This is a genomic window from Humibacillus sp. DSM 29435 (genome assembly GCF_001758225.1).
Classification (GTDB): domain Bacteria; phylum Actinomycetota; class Actinomycetes; order Actinomycetales; family Dermatophilaceae; genus DSM-29435.
The window spans coordinates 181,739-200,736 of record NZ_MAST01000001.1 but is presented as its reverse complement, the minus strand read 5'-3'; the positions used below and the strand labels follow the sequence as shown (position 1 = coordinate 200,736).

The 18,998-nt window shown below is 70.4% G+C and carries 17 protein-coding genes; 8 read left to right on the top strand and 9 right to left on the bottom strand.

The window, feature by feature from the left end; translation table 11 throughout:
• Positions 1-330: 330 nt before the first annotated feature.
• Positions 331-1,434, top strand: a complete 1,104-nt coding sequence (gene trpS, locus BA895_RS00930) for a tryptophan--tRNA ligase (protein WP_070189994.1) — start codon at positions 331-333, stop codon at positions 1,432-1,434.
• Here the strand turns inward: trpS and BA895_RS00925 are convergent.
• Positions 1,428-2,261, bottom strand: coding sequence for a 1-acyl-sn-glycerol-3-phosphate acyltransferase (locus BA895_RS00925; protein ID WP_070189993.1), 834 nt, complete (start codon positions 2,259-2,261; stop codon positions 1,428-1,430). The genes trpS and BA895_RS00925 overlap by 7 nt on opposite strands.
• Positions 2,262-2,545: 284 nt before the next feature.
• Here BA895_RS00925 and acs point away from each other — a divergent pair, with 284 nt between their 5' ends.
• Positions 2,546-4,528, top strand: coding sequence for an acetate--CoA ligase (acs, locus tag BA895_RS00920; RefSeq protein WP_070189992.1), 1,983 nt, complete (start codon positions 2,546-2,548; stop codon positions 4,526-4,528).
• Between the two features lie 93 nt (positions 4,529-4,621).
• On the opposite strand, the gene BA895_RS00915 is transcribed toward acs, so the two are convergent.
• A complete protein-coding gene (locus BA895_RS00915; protein ID WP_070190247.1) occupies positions 4,622-5,218 on the bottom strand; it encodes a bifunctional 2-polyprenyl-6-hydroxyphenol methylase/3-demethylubiquinol 3-O-methyltransferase UbiG in 597 nt (198 codons plus the stop codon).
• A gap of 160 nt (positions 5,219-5,378) precedes the next feature.
• On the opposite strand from BA895_RS00915, the gene BA895_RS00910 reads away from it, so the two are divergent.
• The 5 genes from BA895_RS00910 (at position 5,379) to BA895_RS00890 (ending at position 11,362) form a co-directional block, all read left to right on the top strand.
• Positions 5,379-7,178 (top strand): DEAD/DEAH box helicase, encoded by a 1,800-nt coding sequence (locus tag BA895_RS00910; RefSeq protein WP_070190246.1) that lies wholly within the window; start codon positions 5,379-5,381, stop codon positions 7,176-7,178.
• A gap of 146 nt (positions 7,179-7,324) precedes the next feature.
• Positions 7,325-8,722, top strand: a complete 1,398-nt coding sequence (nhaA, locus tag BA895_RS00905; RefSeq protein ID WP_083282840.1) for a Na+/H+ antiporter NhaA — start codon at positions 7,325-7,327, stop codon at positions 8,720-8,722.
• 134 nt (positions 8,723-8,856) lie between these two features.
• Positions 8,857-9,447 carry a phage holin family protein gene (locus BA895_RS00900; RefSeq protein ID WP_070189991.1) on the top strand — a complete coding sequence of 197 codons (591 nt, stop codon included), beginning with the start codon at positions 8,857-8,859 and terminating at the stop codon, positions 9,445-9,447.
• A gap of 23 nt (positions 9,448-9,470) precedes the next feature.
• Positions 9,471-10,382 (top strand): alpha/beta fold hydrolase, encoded by a 912-nt coding sequence (locus BA895_RS00895; RefSeq protein ID WP_070189990.1) that lies wholly within the window; start codon positions 9,471-9,473, stop codon positions 10,380-10,382.
• Complete coding sequence (locus BA895_RS00890; RefSeq protein ID WP_254666269.1) at positions 10,379-11,362, top strand: serine hydrolase; 984 nt, start codon at positions 10,379-10,381, stop codon at positions 11,360-11,362. The genes BA895_RS00895 and BA895_RS00890 overlap by 4 nt, the downstream gene beginning before the upstream one ends.
• Positions 11,363-11,595: 233 nt before the next feature.
• Here BA895_RS00890 and BA895_RS00885 read toward each other — a convergent pair whose 3' ends face one another.
• From BA895_RS00885 to nth, 3 genes are read right to left on the bottom strand one after another with little or no spacing between them, the layout of a single operon-like run.
• On the bottom strand, positions 11,596-12,798 hold the full coding sequence (locus BA895_RS00885) for a MarP family serine protease (protein WP_070189988.1): 1,203 nt from the start codon (positions 12,796-12,798) through the stop codon (positions 11,596-11,598).
• Positions 12,795-13,556 carry a CoA pyrophosphatase gene (locus BA895_RS00880; protein ID WP_070189987.1) on the bottom strand — a complete coding sequence of 254 codons (762 nt, stop codon included), beginning with the start codon at positions 13,554-13,556 and terminating at the stop codon, positions 12,795-12,797. Before BA895_RS00880 ends, BA895_RS00885 begins: the two co-directional genes overlap by 4 nt.
• The gene (gene nth, locus BA895_RS00875) at positions 13,553-14,212 is read right to left on the bottom strand and encodes an endonuclease III (RefSeq protein WP_070190244.1); all 660 of its coding nucleotides are present in this window, start codon (positions 14,210-14,212) and stop codon (positions 13,553-13,555) included. Before nth ends, BA895_RS00880 begins: the two co-directional genes overlap by 4 nt.
• A gap of 239 nt (positions 14,213-14,451) precedes the next feature.
• Here nth and BA895_RS00870 point away from each other — a divergent pair, with 239 nt between their 5' ends.
• Positions 14,452-15,129: a Crp/Fnr family transcriptional regulator gene (locus BA895_RS00870; RefSeq protein ID WP_070189986.1), complete on the top strand. Its 678-nt coding sequence runs from the start codon at positions 14,452-14,454 to the stop codon at positions 15,127-15,129.
• Between the two features lie 25 nt (positions 15,130-15,154).
• On the opposite strand, the gene BA895_RS00865 is transcribed toward BA895_RS00870, so the two are convergent.
• The 4 genes from BA895_RS00865 to BA895_RS00850 form a co-directional block, all read right to left on the bottom strand.
• Entirely contained in the window at positions 15,155-15,838 is a 684-nt protein-coding gene (locus BA895_RS00865; protein ID WP_305778063.1) for a response regulator transcription factor, read from the bottom strand.
• A complete protein-coding gene (locus tag BA895_RS00860) occupies positions 15,835-17,649 on the bottom strand; it encodes a GAF domain-containing protein (protein WP_070189985.1) in 1,815 nt (604 codons plus the stop codon). The genes BA895_RS00865 and BA895_RS00860 overlap by 4 nt, the downstream gene beginning before the upstream one ends.
• 133 nt (positions 17,650-17,782) lie before the next feature.
• Positions 17,783-18,355: a pyridoxamine 5'-phosphate oxidase family protein gene (locus BA895_RS00855; RefSeq protein WP_175442216.1), complete on the bottom strand. Its 573-nt coding sequence runs from the start codon at positions 18,353-18,355 to the stop codon at positions 17,783-17,785.
• Between the two features lie 31 nt (positions 18,356-18,386).
• Positions 18,387-18,998 carry a DoxX family membrane protein gene (locus BA895_RS00850; protein WP_070189983.1) on the bottom strand — a complete coding sequence of 204 codons (612 nt, stop codon included), beginning with the start codon at positions 18,996-18,998 and terminating at the stop codon, positions 18,387-18,389.

The following is an 18,998-nucleotide window of genomic DNA, read 5'->3' as shown; positions in this document are numbered from 1 at the left end:
AGCCGGTCGGGTCCGCCGACCCGGGGAGGGCCGGCGCGGGCCGGCTCGAGCACCACACCTCTCGAGAGGGCAGGTCAGCTGGTCAGCCATCCGGGGTTGAGCGGCATCCGGTGTGGGTCGGATGCCGCTGGGCTCGGCCCGCGACCGGCTATCCTGACGAACGTGACAGCGTTCGTTCGAGACACCCTCGCGTGGTGGCCGCCCAGCTGAGGCGGCCCTCCCGCGACCCTGTCGCGAACTTCACTGTGAAGAGCCGCCCGCGGGCGGCTCTTGTCATGTCTGGCAGGCGATCCCTCGTGGGCACCCATCCCACCCGGAAGAGGTACCGACATGACGACCATCTCGCCCGCGAACCCGAACGGCGACGAGAGCACGACCTACGCCGCAGCCCTCGAGCGCAGCACCGTGCTCGACTCCCTCATCGACGACTCGGCCTCCGCCGACCCCCAGCGGTTCCGGATGCTGACCGGAGACCGACCGACCGGACCACTGCACATCGGTCACTACCTGGCCAGTCTGCGCAACCGGGTTCGCCTGCAGAACAAGGGCGTCGAGACGTTCGTGGTCATCGCCGACTACCAGGTGGTCACCGACCGCGACTCGGTCGGTGATCTCGGCGAGAACGTCTACGGCCTGGTGCTCGACTATCTCGCCGCCGGCCTCGACCCTGAGCGGACGACGATCTTCACGCACAGCGCCGTACCGGCCCTGAACCAGCTGATGCTGCCGTTTCTGTCGCTCGTCACCGACGCCGAGCTGCGGCGAAACCCGACGGTCAAGGACGAGCTCGCCCTCTCGGGTTCCAGACCCTTGTCGGGCCTGCTGCTCACCTACCCGGTTCACCAGGCGGCGGACCTGCTGTTCTGCCACTCCCGCATCGTGCCGGTCGGCCGCGACCAGCTGCCCCACCTCGAGCTGACGCGATCCATCGCCCGACGTTTCAACACCCGGTATGCCGCCGGGCAGTCGGTGTTCGCCGAGCCGGAGGCCCTGCTCGGTGACGTGCCACTGCTGTTGGGCACCGACGGCACGAAGATGGCCAAGAGCAAGGGCAACGTGGTGAACCTTCGAGACAGCGCAGACGAGACCGCGAGACGGATTCGGGCCGCCCGAACCGACTCGGAGCGACGGATCACCTTCGACCCTGTGGGGCGCCCGGAGGTGGCGAACCTGCTGACCGTGGCGGGCCTGTTCCTCGGCGAGAGCCCGGAGTCGGTCGCCGAGCAGGTCGGCAACGGCGGCGCCGCCGCACTCAAGACCACGGTCGTCGAGGCGATCAACGAGGGGCTGGCCGGTCACCGGTCGCGACGGGCCGAGCTGGCTCGCGACCGGGCCGCGGTGACCGCCGTGCTGCACGAGGGCAACGCCCGCGCGAACGAGGTGGCCCAGCGCACCCTGGCGACCGTGCGGGCGGTGATGGGCATGGCCTACTGATCCGAGCGGAACGCTGGTGCGTTGCCGGCGCCCGAGTCCGATCCCGGCAGCGGATCACCGACCGGTCTGGGCCGCAGGGCCGCCCGGTCTCGTTCACCGAGGGCCGCCTCGTCGAGCAGGGCTGCCACCGCAGGGGTGGGGGCCGTGCCGCCGTGAGACTCCGGCAGCCACCACCGGTCGCCATCGTGTTGCGGCCGGTCCGGGTGCAGGGCCATGGCCTGCTCGAGCAGCCGGCCGGTGGCCTCTCGCAACGACGCAGTGACGGCCCGCGGGTCGTCACTGCGTCGCGGATGCAGCGGCGAACCGACGAGGATGGTGACGGCCCGACCGCGCCGAAGACTGGCGCGTCCACCGACGGTCAGCACTCGTTGACCGCCCCACACCACCACGGGCACGAGCGGCACCTGACACGCAGTGGCGACGGCAGCCGCTCCCGGCTTGAAGGCGCGCAACGTCCACGACCTACTGATCGTCGCCTCGGGGAAGACTCCCACGACCTCGCCCCTCCGGGCGTCGGTGACGGCCCGGCGCAGGGCCACCTCGCCGTGCCCACGGTCGACGGGGATGTGGCCCATGGCGTGCATCAGCCGACCCACGAACGGCACGGCGAAGACAGCCTCCTTGGTCAGGAAGCGCACGAACCGGCCCCGTCGGACGCCGACGAGACCGACGAACAGGAAGTCGAGGAAGCTGACGTGGTTGCTGGCCAGAACGGCTCCGCCGCTCTTCGGCAGGTTGTCGGCGCCCCGAACCCGGATCCGCAACCCCAGCGCGGCGAACAGGCCACGGGCCAGTCGCACGACGATGCGGTAGGTGCGGTCGGTCACACCAGACGTTCGAGCCCGCAGGCGCCCCGGATTGGCACACTGGATCAGCCACCCGGATCAGCCACCCGGATCAGCCACCTCACGACCGGTGACACCCCTGACCGCTCGTCGGTCGAGCCGGACCGCTCACCTGACTACTGGCCGGTAGGGAGGTGACCCGCGTCACGACTCTCTTGCCTCGCGAACTACGGTGGCCTTGAGTTGAACTCGTTGGGCCTTGATGTGCCGCTCCGCGGCCGCTCGAGACCCACCCGCACCATTGCCGATGCGAAAGGTGGAACCCCGTGAGCGACGACAGCCTCAGCCACGTGACCGATCACCCCTCCCTCTCCCCCACCGCTGACTTCGCGGCCCGGGCGAACGGCACGGCCGACCTCTACGAGGCGGCCGAGACCGACCCCGAGGGGTTCTGGGCCGAGCAGGCCAGGAAGTACCTCACGTGGAGCAAACCCTTCACGGAGTCGCTCGACTGGAGCAACCCGCCGTTCGCGAAATGGTTCGCCGACGGTGAGCTCAACGCCTGCGTCAATGCCGTCGACCGACACGTCGAGGCCGGCAACGGCGACCGGGTCGCCATCCACTTCGTCGGCGAGCCCGAGGGCGACACCCGCGACATCACCTACGTCGAGCTGCACGAGCAGGTGCAGCGCGCCGCGAACGCGTTGACCGACCTCGGGGTCGGCAAGGGCGACACCGTGGCGATCTACCTGCCGATGATCCCCGAGGCGGCCGTCGCGATGCTGGCCTGCGCCCGCATCGGCGCTCCCCACTCGGTGGTGTTCGGCGGCTACTCCGCCGACGCTCTGCGCACCCGCATAGAAGACGGTGGCGCGAAGGTCGTCATCACCTCCGACGGCGGCTACCGCCGCGGCAAGCCGTCGGCGCTCAAGCCCGCCGTCGATGCCGCCCTCGAGGGCGGGGAGACCTCGGTGACGAACGTTCTCGTCGTGCGCCGCACGGGCCAGGACACCGCCTGGAACGAACGGGACCTCTGGTGGCACGAGGCGCTCGAGAAGGCCGCGCCGACCCACGAGGCCCAGGCGTTCGAGGCCGAGCACCCGCTGTTCATCCTCTACACCTCCGGCACCACGGGTAAGCCCAAAGGCATCTTCCACACCACCGGTGGCTACCTGACGCAGTGCGCCTACACCAACGCGGTGGTGCACGACGTGCACGCCGACACCGACGTCTACTGGTGCACCGCCGACATCGGCTGGGTGACCGGGCACTCCTACATCGTCTACGGGCCGCTGACCAACGGCGCCACCCAGGTGATGTACGAGGGCACTCCCGACACCCCGCACCAGGGCCGCTGGTGGCAGATCGTCCAGGACTACAAGGTGACGATCCTCTACACGGCCCCCACCGCGGTGCGCACCTTCATGAAGTGGGGCGACGACATCCCGGCGAAGTTCGACCTCAGCTCGCTGCGGCTGCTCGGGTCGGTCGGCGAGCCGATCAACCCCGAGGCCTGGCTCTGGTACCGCAAGCACATCGGCGCGAACACCGCCCCGATCGTCGACACCTGGTGGCAGACCGAGACCGGCGCCATCATGATCAGCCCCCTGCCAGGAGTCACGACCCTCGAGCCGGGGTCGGCCCAGAAGCCCATCCCGGGTATCGCCGCCGAGATCCTCGACGACGAGGGCCAGCCGCTCACCGAACCCGAGCAGGTCGGCTACCTGGTGCTCACCAAGCCCTGGCCGGCCATGCTGCGCGGCATCTGGGGCGACCCGGAGCGCTACCGGCAGACCTACTGGTCGCGGTTCGGGCCGAAGTACTACTTCGCCGGCGACGGCGCCAAGTACGACGCAGCGGGCAACATCTGGCTGCTCGGTCGGGTTGATGACGTGATGAACGTGTCGGGCCACCGGCTCTCGACCACCGAGATCGAGTCGGCCCTCGTCTCCCACCCCAAGGTGGCCGAGGCCGCGGTGGTGGGGGCGTCCGACGTCACCACCGGCCAGGCCGTGTGCGCGTTCGTCATCCTGCGCGCCGAGGCCGTGGCCGAGGCCGACGAGGTGGGCGAGGGCGCCGACCTCGTGCAGGAGCTGCGCAACCACGTGGCCAAGGAGATCGGCCCGATCGCCAAGCCGCGGCAGATCCTCATCGTCGCCGAGCTGCCGAAGACCCGCTCCGGCAAGATCATGCGGCGCCTGCTCAAGGATGTCGCCGAGGGCCGCGAGGTCGGTGACGTCACGACGCTCGCCGACGGTTCGGTCATGGACCTGATCAAGGCGGGCATGAGCAGCGGCTCAGGCGACTGACCGCCCAGACCGAACACCGTGGCCGGATGCCGCTGACCCCAGCCGGGGTCAGCGGCATCCGTCTTGCTGGGCCGGCAGGGTGGGCGAGCTCCCTCAGGCCGGCTTGGTGGCCAGTACGCAGAACTCGTTGTAGATGAAGAGCTTTCCGACCGGGCGAGGGAACGGGAAGCTGTAGGCCTTGACCGGGGTCAGCCCGACGTCGCGGCAGATGCGCGAGATGTCGGCGTCGGTCGTGAAGCTCACGTGGGTCGGGTCGCTGCGGTAGCCGACCTCCTGCGGGCAGACGACGAACACCGAGCCACCGGGGCGCAGGTAGGGAAGGTAGGACGTGAGCAGGTCGCGGCTCTCGGCCTCGGTCATGTGCTCGAGCACATGGGCCACGAGAAAGCCATCAAAAGCCCCCTCGCGCGCCTCGTCGCTGCCTTCGAACTCTTCGACCGTCATGGCCTGGAGTCCGTCGCGACGGGCCATCTCGATCGCCGCCACGTTGTGGTCGACGCCGAGCGAGCCGGCCGGCAGGGCCGCGAGGTTGCGCCCGATGCCGCAGCCGATGTCGAGCGTGCGGCCCAACTTCTGTCGCTTCAGGTTCAGCCGGTAGGGCAGCTGAACCGGCAGGATCTGCTTCCACCAGACCCCTTGCTTCTTCTGCAGCCTCTCGGCGTAGCTCGAGTCCTGGGTTCCGTCGCTCACGTACTGCTCCCGTCGCTGCCAACTGTCGCCGGCCACCTTAGCGCCTGGGTTCGCGAGACGGCCGGGCCGTCGGCAGGCGCAGACAGACGCATGCGGGATGAGGCACTACCGTCTAGGGGTGAGCGACCCGAGCATTGCGCCCGAAGCGGGCGAGTCCGAGATGGCCGACCCGACCGCCGACCCGACCGGCGACCAGCCTGCGGCCGAGACCGCCGACCAGGTCTCCTTCGAGAGCCTGGGGCTCGGCGACCGCGTGCTGAAGGCCCTTCGTGCGGTGGGTTACGAGCACCCCTCGCCCATTCAGGCCGCCACGATCCCGGCTCTGCTCGAGGGGCGCCACGTGGTCGGTCTGGCGCAGACCGGGACGGGCAAGACGGCGGCCTTCGCGCTGCCCATCCTCAGCCGGCTCGACCTGTCGCAGAAGAGCCCGCAGGCGCTCGTACTGGCCCCGACACGCGAGCTCGCCCTACAGGTGTGCGAGGCCTTCGAGCGCTACGCCGCGTTCATGAAGGGAGTGCACGTGCTGCCCGTCTACGGCGGGCAGGCCTACGGCGTGCAGCTGAGTGCGCTGCGGCGCGGCGTGCACATCGTCGTGGGCACCCCCGGTCGCATCATGGACCACCTCGAGAAGGGCACCCTCGACCTGAGCCAGCTGCGCTTCCTCGTGCTCGACGAGGCCGACGAGATGCTCAAGATGGGCTTCGCCGAAGACGTCGAGACGATCCTGGCCGACACCCCCGACGACAAGCACGTGGCCCTGTTCTCGGCCACCATGCCGGCGCAGATCCGTCGCATCTCGAAGAAGTACCTGCACGACCCGGTCGAGATCACGGTCAAGAACACCGCGCAGACCACCCCGAACATCACCCAGCGCTACCTGATGGTGAGCTACCCGCAGAAGGTCGACGCCCTGACGCGCATCCTCGAGGTCGAGAACTTCGAGGGCATGATCGTGTTCGTCCGCACCAAGAACGAGACCGAGACGCTCGCCGAGAAGCTGCGGGCCAGGGGCTTCTCGGCCATGGCGATCAACGGCGACATCGCCCAGAACCAGCGGGAGCGCACCGTCGACCAGCTGAAGTCCGGCAAGCTCGACATCCTCGTGGCCACCGACGTCGCCGCCCGAGGTCTCGACGTCGAGCGGATCAGCCACGTCGTCAACTACGACATCCCCACCGACACCGAGTCGTACGTGCACCGCATCGGCCGCACCGGACGAGCCGGGCGCAGTGGTGACGCCATCTCGTTCGTCACGCCGCGCGAGCGTCACCTGCTCAAGGCGATCGAGAAGGCCACGCGACAGACGCTGACGCCGATGAACCTCCCGACCGCCGAAGACATCAACGCCACCCGGCTGAACCGGTTCGACGACGCCATCACCGCGGCGCTCGCCACCGACCGGGTCGAGTTCTTCCGCGAGGTCGTCGACCACTACGTGGCCGAGTACAACGTGCCCGAGGCCGACGTCGCCGCCGCGCTTGCCGTGGTGCTCCAGGGCGACGAGCCGATGCTGCTCGACCCCGAGCCGCCCCGTCGGGAACGCAGCTTCGACGATCGACCGGCACGGAGCGGCCGCGACGAGCGCCCTGCTCGGGGGCAGGCCGGCAGTCACGACACCCGAGGCAGCCGGCCCCAGCGCGGCGAGCGTGCCCGCACAGGCCAGGGTGGCCCGCTCGTCGGGTACCGCATCTCGGTGGGCAAGCGACACCGGGTCGAGCCGCGTCAGATCGTCGGCGCCATCGCCAACGAGGGAGGGCTTGGTCGGGCCGACTTCGGGCACATCGACATTCGCGCCGACCACTCGATCGTCGAGCTGCCGGCTACCCTCCCGCCCGGCGCGTTGGAGGCACTGCGCGCCACCCGTATCTCGGGGCAGCTCATCGAGCTGCGGCTGGCCGGCGGCGCCGGGCCCGCTACGGGTGCCCGCACCAAGCCCCGGTCCAAGCACCACCACGACTGATCAGCCCGCCGCGACGAGCCGATACACTGAGGTGGGCTCGTTCAGCGGCGGGTCGAGGTGTGCCGGGAAGTCTGGTCGGCGTTCCATCACTCGACGGATCCGACTGACCACACCGACCACACCGACCCCCCTGATCTGAGGGCCGCATGGCTGACGAGACACACGCCCCCAACCCCGATCCCGGCACGCCTGCCTCCCCTGACCCCAGCGGTTCACCGGGCATCAACCCGAACCGGGCCGACCGGGCCCGGCTCTTCGGGCGCGGCAGCTGGAAAGAGGCCCGCATCGTCGCCGAGTACCTGCGCGCCGAGACGGTGGGCGGGGCGGTGCTGCTCGTCGCTGCCGTCGCCGCCCTCATCTGGGCGAACAGCCCCTGGCGCGAGGGCTACGGAGCGCTTCGCGACACGGTCGTCGGCTTCGAGAGCCTGCACCTCGACCTGAGCCTTGGCGCGTGGGCGGGCGACGGGCTGCTCGCCATCTTCTTCCTCGTCGCCGGCATCGAGCTGAAACGCGAGTTCGTCGCCGGCGACCTCTCCGACCGGCGCCGTGCGGCGCTGCCGATCGCCGCGGCCGTGTGCGGCGTGGTGCTCCCCGCTGTGCTCTACGTCGTGACCGTGCGGCTGCTCAGCCAGGGCATCGACGCGGGCGAGCTGAGCAGCATCCTGCGTGGGTGGGCCGTGCCGACGGCCACCGACATCGCCTTCGCCCTCGCGGTGCTCGCCGTGATCGGCTCGCACCTGCCCAGCGGGCTGCGCTCGTTCCTGCTCACCCTCGCCGTCGTCGACGACCTCATCGCGATCACGATCATCGCCATCTTCTACACCGAGAGCGTCAACCTGTTGCTGCTGGCCGCGGCCGTCGTACCGCTCGCGGCGTGGCGCCTGATGCTCAAACGCTCGATGCTCAACCCCTTCCTGCTCGCCGTGCCGGCCCTGCTCGCCTGGGGCCTCGTGCACGCCAGCGGCGTGCACGCGACCGTGGCGGGGGGGCTGCTCGGCCTGCTCGTGCCGGTCAGCCGTGAGCTTGAGGACGACCCCGATCGGCACTCGCTCGCGGAGCGTCTCGAGCACCGCATCCGCCCGTTCTCGGCCGGCTTCGCCGTTCCCGTCTTCGCCTTCTTCGCCGCCGGCGTGACGGTCGTCGGTGGGGGCCTGGGCGCTGCCGTGCGCGACTCGGCCGCGATCGGGGTGGTGGTGGGGCTCGTGGTGGGTAAGGCGGTCGGCGTGCTCGGCGGCACCTGGGCCGTGGCCCGGTTCACCAGGGCAGAGCTCGACGACGACCTGACGTGGACCGACGTGCTCGGGATCTCGTTGCTGAGCGGTGTCGGGTTCACCGTCAGCCTGCTGGTGGGCGAGCTGGCCTTCGGCACGGGCTCGGAGCGCGACGACCACGTCAAGCTCGCCGTGCTCGTCGGCAGCCTCATCGCGGCGCTGCTGGCCACGGTCGTGCTGCGGGCGCGCAACCGGCACTACCGGCTCGTCGAGCAACGCGACAGCGTCGACTCCGACCACGACGGCATCCCCGACGTCTACCAGGCACAGTAGGGTTGCCTCGTTGGCGGGCGTCTCGACGCCACCGACCACGCTTGGGTAGGCCCGAGCACCCACCGCGCAGCTGCGCACCGTCGGCCGGCAGCACGGCCCGACGGCCGAACCAAGGAACGCGAGGACATCACTCGATGAGCACCGACCCCCAGCAGGAACGGACCCTGGGCCAGCTGGTCGCCTCTGCGTCGGCTGACTTCTCCTCCATCGTGCGCGGCGAGATCTCTCTCGCCAAGGCCGAGGTCGGCAAGCAGGTCAAGAAGGCCGGTCTCGGTGGGGCACTGCTGGCGGCGGCCGGGGTCGTGGCCTTCTACAGCGTCTACTTCATCTTCACGACCATCGCCGAAGGCATCCAGGCTCTCGGCCTGCCCCGCTGGCTCAGCTTCCTGATCGTCACGGTGCTGATGCTGCTCGTGGCCGCCGTGCTCGCCTGGCTGGGGATCCGCAGGATGAAGACGGTCGAGCCCACTCCCGCGAAGGCGATCGAGAGCACCAAGGCGACCGTCGCCGGCCTCAAGGCCGCCGTCGCCAACCCCGGCACCGTCACCCCGGCGCCTCGACCCGTCGTGCGGGGTCCGGCCGGGCCGGGGGCGCGCGCCGCGGTATCCGCTTCGACGGCGAAGGCGGCAGCGACCCCCACCTCAGCGGCATCCTCAGCCTCAGCTCCGGCCGCATCTTCCAGCGCATCTCCGAGCGCCACGCCCGACCCCACCCGCGACGCCTGACGGCAACCGCCCTCACTCTGCTCATGCCGGTCGACAGCGCCTTCGTCAACATCGAGGGCCCGTGGGAGCACCGGTACGTCTCGGCCAACGGCGCCCGTTTCCACGTCGCCGAGATGGGCGAGGGACCCCTGGTCGTGCTGCTGCACGGCTTCCCGCAGTTCTGGTTCGCCTGGCGTCACCAGATGGTCTCGCTGTCGGCAGCCGGCTACCGCGTAGCGGCCATGGACCTGCGCGGCTTCGGTGGCTCGGACAAGCCTCCGCGCGGCTACGACAGCTACGTGGCCACGCTCGACGTCGCGAGCGTGATCCGGGCGCTGGGCGAGCAACGGGCCGTCGTCATGGGACAAGGACTGGGCGGGTGGATCGCGTGGTGCATGCCGGTGCTGCGCCCCGACGTGGTCAGCGCCATCGCCTCGCTCTCGATGGCGCATCCCCGCGTCATGCGCCACGCCACCTGGACCAACAGTGCCCAGCGCGAGGCCTCGCGCTGGATCGTGGCGCTGCAGAAGCCGTTCGTTCCCGAGCGGGAGATGGCTCGGTCGCACGACTATGTGGCCGGCCTGCTCACCGACTGGGCGTCACCGCTCGGCTCGTTCCCCACCGCGGAAGACATCTCCCGCTACGGCGACGCGATGATGATCCCGTTCGTGGCCCATTCGGCCGCCGAGCACTACCGCTGGCTCGGACGTTCGTCGGTGCGGCCCGACGGTCCGCTGTTCATGCGGCGCATCCGGCGCGCGATCCGCGTTCCGGTGCTGCAGCTGCAGGGCACCGACGACCGGTGCGTGGTCGCCTCGGCCACCTACGGGTCGGGCGCGTGGGTGCCGGGCGACTACCGCCACGTCAAGATCGAGGGTGCCGGGCACTTCCTCACCGAGGAGGCGCCCGAGGCCGTGGGCGCCGAGCTCCAGACGTGGCTCGGCAGCCTGCCGTGAACAGTCAGCTGTCTCTACCCGACGCCGGCGGGGTGCAGTGGTCGGTGTGCCTTCGAGCGGGCGGGGGGATGCCGCTGGGCTCGGTGGGTGCCGACGTGAGCCTTCGCACGGCCTCCGTCGGCAAGGTGCTGCTGCTGCTCGAGACGGCCCGGGCCCTGACCGAGGGCGAGCTGGCGCCCGACGAGGTGCTCACCCGCACGCTGGAGGAGTGGGTGGCCGACTCAGGGCTCTGGCACACCCTCTCCGTCGAGTCGCTGCCGCTCGGTGATGTCGCGGCCCTGGTCGGAGCCGTGTCTGACAACCTCGCCACCAACGTGCTGCTCCGCCGCATCGGGCTCGACCAGGTGGCCCGGCTCGCGACCGAGCTCGGCCTGCGCGCCACCGCCCTGCACGACCGGGTTCGCGACACACGCACCTCCTCCCACGCTGCGACCCTCTCGACCGGCAGCGCCGCCGAGCTCAGTGAGCTGATGGCCCGCATCGCCACCGGCACCGCCGTGTCGCCCCCCGCTGACTCGCTGGTGCGGCAATGGCTCTCGGCGAACGTCGACCAGTCGATGGTCGGGGCCGTCTTCGTCGAGCAGGCGGGCCTTGACCCCATCGCCCACCATGTGCTGCTCACGGAGGCGGTCGACCAGGTCGAGCAGCGGGCCGCTGAGTGGGTCGCGGGCGGCGAACGAACGCGCAGGCCCGCAGCCGGGCGCCCCCTCGGCGTCTGGAACAAGACCGGCACCGACAGCGGTGTGCGGGCTGATGTGGGCGCTGCGACCCGCGGCGGGCGCACCGTCACGTGGGCTGCGATCGCCAACTGGGAACCGCACGCCACCACGGTCTTCGAGGTAGGCGGCGGCGACCCAGGTGCGGGCCCGGCCGCCCGGTCGGGCCGGTCGGCCCACACCCGCGACGACCTGACGACGTGGGCGGTGCTGCGGGGGATGCGCCAGGTGGGCGAGCTCGCGCTCGATGCCCTGACCTCCTGAGCCTGGCCACCCCTGGTCTCCGGCCGGCACGTCCGAGCCCAGGTCGAGTGGTCAGTTTCGTACCGTCGAGTGGTCAGTTTCGTACCGACGAGTGGCCAGTTTCGTACCGTGTAGGCGCCGTTTCGACCCTCTCGCGTGTACGAAAGTGGCCACTCGACTTGGGGGGGCACCCGGGTGGCCGTTCGAGGTGAACGAAAGTGGCCACTCGACTTGGGGGGCGCCGGGGTGGACGGTCAGGCGGCCAGGCACGCACCTGTGCTGACGGCCGCGCCGGCCGAAGCGGCCCGGTCGATCACCGGCATGGCCTCAGCGAGCGTGAGCGCGTACCCCGTGCGGTCGTCTTCCAGCGACTTCGCGAAGACGACGCCGACGACCCGGCCCTGGGTGTCGAGCAGTGGCCCACCTGAGTTGCCCGGTTGCACCGTCGTGTTCAAGGAGTAGATCTCGCGAACCACCGTGCCGGTGGAGTAGATGTCGTAGCCCCGCGCGTCGAGCGTGGCCCGCACTCGGGCGGAGACAACCGTGAAGGGCCCGTCGAGCGGATAGCCGGACACCACCGCGGACTGGCCGCGCTCGAGGCCGGGACCGAGACGCAGAGCGGGCGCGTCGAGCCCCTCGACGCTGAGCACCGCCAGGTCGCGCTCGGGGTCGAAGAGCACCACGCTGGCCGGGAGCATCTCGTTACCCGACTCGACGCGCAGCCTGCTCGCCCCAGCCACGACGTGCGCGTTGGTGATGATGCGGCCAGGGCTGACCACCCAGCCGGTGCCCTCCTGCCCGCGTTGGCACGAGTCGGAGGCGGTCGTCACCTTGACGATCGAGGGCCGCGTCTCGCGGATCGCCGCCGAGCGGGTCACTCCGGGGTCAGGGTCTTGAACCGGGGTGATCGGTTCGGGCGCCAGGCCACCGAAGACCTGCGGGAAGCCCTGGTCGGAGAGGAAGTTGCGAAAGCCCGCGAAGATCTGGCCGGTCTGATCCGGAGCGACCCGGTCGACCGCTTGCAGCACCCGTGAGTCGGACACCGCCCGGGCCAGGGTCGGGTTGCCGGCCGTGCGAAGGGTGCCCCCGATGAAACCGAGCACGAGCGCAGCGGCGACGGCGACGATCACACCGCCCAGCACCGAGTCGACCCTGCGCAACGCGGTCTGCCCCACCTTCCGGCTGATCGACCCCCCGACGAGACTGCCGAGGAACTGCCCCAGCCAGCCGATCGCCACGACTCCGACGATGAGGGCCACTACTCGCCATCGGTTGTCATCAGCCACCGCGTCCCACCGCGCGAGCAGAGCAGGCAACTGCCAGATGGCGAGCAACGCTCCGCCCAGGAAGCCGACGAGCGAGAAGACGCTGGAGATCAGGCCCTGGCGGAAGCCCGAGACCGCGTAGCCGACCAGCACGAGCACCAGCACGACGTCGGTGACGTCGCCACCGGTCATGACCGCTCGCCCTGCAGGTAGCGATCGGGGATCGGGCGCTCGATACCGGCGTCCCACTCCCGGCCCTGCCCCCCGAACTCGAGGACGCGGCTGAGCAGGCCTGCCGTGAACCCCCACAGCAGCAGGTCGTCGAGGTCGAAGGCCGGGCCGACGAAGCCGCTGGGATGCGTGACCGTGAAGCGGTGCTCGGGGTCGAGAAGGTGCGAGACGGGCACCGAGATGACGTCATGCACCTCGGCGGGATCGCGGACCGACAGGGGGGAGGGGTGTGGCCACCAACCGAGCACGGGCGTGACGACGAACCGCGACGGCGGTAGGAAGAGCGCCGGCATCGTGCTCAGCACCTCGACCCCCGACGGGTCGAGACCGGTCTCCTCGTGCGCCTCCCGCAAGGCGGTCGCCACCAGATCGGGGTCGTCAAGGTCGCGAGCGCCGCCGGGGAAGGCGATCTGGGCGGGATGGCTGCGCATGTCGTGAGAACGTTCGACGAGCACGACGTGCTCCTGCCCCACCTGTGAATCCGGCGTCGAAGCCTGTGAGCGTGCCGGCGCGGGCCCGAACAGGATCAGCACGGCAGACTCTCTGCCCCCCTCTTCGGGCGGCAGCAACCGAGAGAAGCGTTCCGGCTCGATGCCTGGCATCCGTCTCGCCAGGTCGCGCAGCCAGGTGGGGCAGGGGGCGCCCCCTGCGTCGACGGCAACCGGCTCGATCGTGCCCCGAGCGCCGGAGTAGGCGATGTTGCTCGGGCGACCGCTCACTTCGGGGCCAGCTCGTACTTCAGCAGCTTGGCCGCCTTGTCGGGGTCTGTCTCGCCGATGCCGTAGCTCGGACACCAGCGGGCGACGGGGCAGGCGCCACACGCCGGCTTCTTCGCGTGGCAGGTGCGGCGCCCGTGGAAGACGACGACGTGGCTGAGCATCGTCCAGTCGCGGCGAAGGAACATCGAGCCGACCTCGTGCTCGACCTTGACGGGATCTTCCTCGGTCGTCCAGCCGAACCGGCGAGAGAGCCGACCGAAGTGCGTGTCGACGGTGATGCCGGGCACGTTGAAGGCGTTGCCGAGCACGACGTTGGCGGTCTTGCGGCCCACACCGGGCAGGGTGACGAGGTCGGTGAGCCGGCCGGGCACCTCACCGTCGAACGACCCGACCAGAGCGGCGCCGAGCTTGATCAGGGAGTCGGTCTTGGCCCGGTAGAAGCCGGTCGGCTGGACGATCGTCTCGAGCTCGGTGCGGTCGGCACCGGCGTAGTCGGCGGCCGTGCGGTACTTGGCGAACAGGATCGGGGTGACCTTGTTGACCCCGACGTCGGTGGTCTGCGCCGAGAGAATGGTGGCGACGAGCAGCTCGAGAGGGTTGGTGAAGTCGAGCTCGCAATGCGCGTACGGATAGCGGTCGTGGAGCGCTCGGTACATCTTGCGGGCGCGCCGCACGGTCGCGACATCCTTCTGGGGCACGACGACTCGAGGCGTGGGGCGAGGCTTCGCGCGAGCTTTGGCAGGCACAAGCGTCACCTTATGCCGCGCTGCCGACTGCGGTGCGTCGGGAGACTGCCCCTCTCGGCGGTGATGGCCGCTCCGCTCTGCTGCCGGTCAGCTCGCCCAGCAACCCAGCGGCATCCGGTCGATGGCACAGTTCATGACACACTGACACCGTGGATCTCGACGTGGTGAGGCGCGCCCCCCTGTTCAAGGCACTCGACGACGAAGCGGCCGCGGCCCTTCAGGGCGAGATGGCCCGGCTGCACATGGAGCGCGGCGACGTGCTGTTCCACGAGGGTGATCCCGGTGACACCCTCTACGTCATCGCCGAGGGCAAGATCAAGCTCGGTCGCACCAGCCCCGACGGGCGCGAGAACCTCGTGGCGATCCTCGGCCCCGGTGAGATGTTCGGCGAGCTCAGCCTGTTCGACCCCGGCCCCCGCACCATGACGGCCACGGCGGTCGCCGAGGCGCAGCTGCTGGTGCTGCGCAACGAGTCGCTCATGGCCGTGCTCACCGGTCGCCCCGGGGTCGCCACGGCCCTGCTCGCCGCCCTCGCCCAGCGGCTACGCCGCACGAACGAGCACCTGGCCGACCTCGTCTTCACCGATGTTCCCGGCCGCGTCGCGAAGGCGCTGCTCGACCTGTCGGAGCGGTTCGGCCGACCGGTCGAGGGTGGCCTCATGGTGTCGCACGACCTGACCCAGGAGGAGCTGGCCCAGCTCGTCGGCGCCTCTCGCGAGACGGTGAACAAGGCGCTGGCCGACTTCGCCACCCGCGGCTGGTTGCGGCTCGAGGCCAGGGCCGTGCTGCTGCAGGACGTCGAGCGGCTGCGACGCCGCGCCCGCTGACCCCACCCTCTGAGCGGGCAGGTGGCTACGGTCGGTCGGCGTCACGCCGTTGGTCGGTGGCGTAGACCGCAGCCTGGGTGCGACTCTGCATCCCGAGCTTGGCCAGCAGGCCGGAGACGTAGTTCTTCACCGTCTTCTCGGCCAGGAAGAGCCGCTCGCCGATCTGCCGGTTGGTCAGCCCCTCTGCGATGAGGTCCAGGATCTCGCTCTCGCGGGCCGTCAGCGGCGGACGACCTGACGCACGGACGTCGCCGACCGGGTCACGCAGGCGGCGGAGCAGGCGCTCGACGAGCGCCGGGTCGATGAGCGACTGGCCAGCGGCGACGTGTTCGATGGCGTCGGTGAGCGAGGCCCCCCGGATCTGCTTGAGCAGGTAGCCCGAGGCTCCCGCCATGACCGCTGCGAAGAGCGCCTCGTCGTCGTCGTAGGAGGTGAGGATCAGGCATCGTGTGTGCGGGCTGCTCGCGCGGACCTCCCGGCAGACGTCGATGCCGCTGCCGTCGGGCAGTCGCGCGTCGAGCAGCGCCACGTCAGGGGCGGCGGCCGGGATGCGACGCAGGGCCTCTGCTGCGGTCGCCGCCTCTCCGACGACGCTGATGCGCGGATGCGCGTCGAGCAGGTCGACCAGTCCGCGTCGCACGATCTCGTGGTCGTCGAGCAGGAAGACCGTGATGGCGGCATCCGGCGCGGGCGCGGTTGGGTGGCTCACGTGGGAATTGTGTCACCTTCCACGATGCCCGATGTCGTCGGCAGGGGAACGGTCCAACGCAAGGTCGTTCCGGCGCCGAGCACGAGATCCGAGGTGCCGCCTCGGGCCGCCGCGCGCGCCTCGAGGTTCGCCAGCCCACTGCGCCTGCGGGTGACGTCCTCCGCGAGCAGACCCGAGGCATCGAGGAGGCCGGTCCCGTCGTCGGTCACCTCGACCGCCACTCCCGTGGCGCCGACCACGACCCGGGCCGTGGCGATGGTGGCACTGGCATGCTTCGCGACGTTGGTGAGCCCCTCGCGCAGCACCGCCTGGAGGTCGTGCAGCAAGGCTGCATCGACCACCGTCTCGACGGGCCCTTCCACGACCAGCCGCGGTGCGAACCCCAAGCTGGGAGAGGTCGACTCGGCCACCTCTTGCAGCACGGAGCGCACGCTGCGGGGCTGGTCGGGCTGTCGGTGCAGCTCGAAGATCGCCTGTCGGATCTGACGAATCGTGTCGTCGAGGTCGTCGACGGTGCGCAGCAAGGTGTCGCGCAGTAGCGGGTCGGTGACCCGCTGGGCCCCGGACTGCACCGTCAGGCCGATCGCGAACACCCGCTGGATGACGTGATCGTGCAGGTCTCGGGCGATCCGGTCGCGGTCTTCGAGCACCATGAGGCGCTCGTGGTCATCGCGCCGACCAGCCAGCTCGAGGGCGATGGCGGCGTGGGTGGCGAACGACTGGGCCATGTCGAGGTCGGACGTGCCGAAGGGCCGGGCGCCGACCCGGCGCCCGACGACGATCGCCGCTCGCACACTGGCCTCGCCGACGAGCGGGCAGGCCATGACCGGGCCCACCTCCATGGCCGCCCGGAGGTGCACGAAGTAGTGCGCCCCGTCACCGGCCGGGTCGATCGTCAGGGGCTGCCCTGAGTTGATCGCCTCGCGGGCGAGGGACTCATGGGTCGGATACGTCAGTCCGGTGAGATGCTCCGCCCCTTTTCCTCGCGCCACGAGCACCCTCATCCGCTCCGGCCCGACCTCGCCGGTTCCGAGTCGTCCGAGGCGCTGGGGTCGTGCCGGCGCCCGGGCCTCGCCTCCGCGGTGTTCGGCCTCCGGCTCGAGAGAGACGATGGTGACCACGTCGGCATCCGCCAGACGCAGCACTGCGTTGGCCACCTGTTCCAGCGCATCCTGGCCCGGGTCTGGCTGCAGCAGCTGTCGGCTGATCTCACCCGACGCCCGCAGCCACTCCTGACGGTTGCGCGACTCCTCGTAGAGGCGGGCGTTCTCGATCGCGACTCCTGCGGTGGCCGCGAGGGCCAGCACGAGGTCCTCGTCGTCGTCGGTGAAGTCGAGGCCGTCGAGGCGGTCGGTGAGATAGAGGTTGCCGAACACCGCCCCACGCGACCGGATCGGCACGCCCAGGAAGGTCTGCATCGAGGGGTGTCCCGGGGGGAACCCGGTCGCGCGCGGGTCGTCGTCGATCGAGTGCAGCCGGATCGCCCGCGACGTGTCGACGATGGCCCCGAGCAGGCCGCGCCCCGTCGGCAGCGCGCCGATGCGGGCCACGGTCTCGACGTCGACCCCCTCGTGCAGGAACTGTTCGAGATGGCCGTCTGGCCCGATGACACCTAGCGCCGCGTACCGGGCTGACGCGAGCTCGCGGGCGGCCTCGACGATCCGGCGCAGCACCCCAGCCAACGAGAGCTCGGCCACGATCGACCGGTTGGCCGTGAGCAACGCCCGCAGGCGGTCCTGCTCTGAAGGGGCCGTCATCGGCCGGTCCCCCGGCTCGCGCAGGGTGGTGCCGGTCGCGACCAGGATGGACACGCGTCTCGGCTGTGCCCGTGCGTGGTGGTCATCGCCCAAGGTTAGGCGGTGCGCGACCGGGCCAGGCTCGAGTCGACCCGGTTCCCGGTGCAGGCGGGGTGGCCCGGCTGCGATTGGGCGTCGGGGCGACACCTCATCCATGCGCCGGTGGTTCCGTCGTCAGCCGAGCGTGCCGGGCCGGTTCGAAGAACCGGCCCGTCAGCTGGGTGACGCTGATGCCGATGAAGACGTTGCGGATGCCACCGGCCCACGGCTCCGCGCCGTCCACCGTCCAGAGCCGGGCCAGCTGAGCCGGAGACGCGATTCCCGTGGCGTAACCACGGGCCAGCACGCTCCAGCCGGTGTGACTCCGCTCGTCGAGATCGTCGACCTCGAAGACGACCTGGGTGCGGCGACCCAGCTCGGAGAGGATGCCGTAGGGCGAGGTGCGGAAGACGATGAGGTCGTCGTACCAGGCGTAGCTCACGGGGAAGATCTGCGGCCCGTGTGCGGCGCTCCACCCCACCCGACCGACCTCACCAGCCTCGAGCAGCTCCTGGCTCCGAGCGGGCGACAGGGATCCGACGGTCACCGGGTGGTCGTTGTGACGACCGGTCCCGGTGACCGGCCCGTGATCGATGCCGTCGCGTCGACCTTCAGTGGCCTGGTTGTCGGTAGCCGCGTCAGGGCTCCCCGGGCTCCCCGTGTTGCCCGTACTCGTCTGCATCGTCGTACCCATCCGCGTCGTGGAGGGAGGGTCAGGGGAGCACGCGACCGAGGGCGGTCCCGCGCCACTGCCTGGCCAGGCCCCAGACCCGGCCGGCGCCGAGGATGGCGAGCGTGATCATGGCGAGGGCATAGATGAGGTGGTAGTCGATGATCGGGTTGGTCGACCCACTGGGCTCGCCCGTGATCGTCAGCCGCGCCAGCGGCCATTCGGCAGCCCACATCATCATCATCATGACCGCGCCGCTGATCGCCGAGACCCACATGGCGATGCCCAGGGTGAACGCGAGCCCGATGCCGAGCAGGCCGATCATGAAGAGCCAGTCGACGACCGGCTTGCCGGCGAGCCCCTGGAAGAAGTCGGTGAGGGGGCCGACCTCGACGTGGCTGAGAAACCCCTTCGTCGGTGACCCTCCAGAGATCCACGACCGTGCCGAGGGGGTCGAGTAGCCGAGACCGAAGAGCTTGTCGAAGAAGGCCCACAGGAAGGTGAGACCGAGGGCGATGCGGGTGACTGCCATCCACCGGCCGCCCGTGGTTCGGGACTCGAGGCCGGTGGGTGAGGCGTTGGCTCCGCCTGCGGCCGCGGGTGTTTCAACGCTGCCGGTCTGCTGGTGGCCGCGATCCTGGCTGGTGGTGGACAT

Excerpts from the sequence above, each read along its gene's own strand:
- trpS (WP_070189994.1), top strand. The coding sequence starts at position 331 with ATGACGACCATCTCGCCCGCGAACCCGAACGGCGACGAGAGCACGACC.
- BA895_RS00910 (WP_070190246.1), top strand. The coding sequence starts at position 5,379 with ATGGCCGACCCGACCGCCGACCCGACCGGCGACCAGCCTGCGGCCGAG.
- nhaA (WP_083282840.1), top strand. The coding sequence starts at position 7,325 with ATGGCTGACGAGACACACGCCCCCAACCCCGATCCCGGCACGCCTGCC.
- BA895_RS00900 (WP_070189991.1), top strand. The coding sequence starts at position 8,857 with ATGAGCACCGACCCCCAGCAGGAACGGACCCTGGGCCAGCTGGTCGCC.
- BA895_RS00895 (WP_070189990.1), top strand. The coding sequence starts at position 9,471 with ATGCCGGTCGACAGCGCCTTCGTCAACATCGAGGGCCCGTGGGAGCAC.
- BA895_RS00885 (WP_070189988.1), bottom strand. The coding sequence starts at position 12,798 with ATGACCGGTGGCGACGTCACCGACGTCGTGCTGGTGCTCGTGCTGGTC.
- nth (WP_070190244.1), bottom strand. The coding sequence starts at position 14,212 with ATGTACCGAGCGCTCCACGACCGCTATCCGTACGCGCATTGCGAGCTC.
- BA895_RS00855 (WP_175442216.1), bottom strand. The coding sequence starts at position 18,355 with ATGCAGACGAGTACGGGCAACACGGGGAGCCCGGGGAGCCCTGACGCG.
- BA895_RS00850 (WP_070189983.1), bottom strand. The coding sequence starts at position 18,998 with ATGTCCACCACCAGCCAGGATCGCGGCCACCAGCAGACCGGCAGCGTT.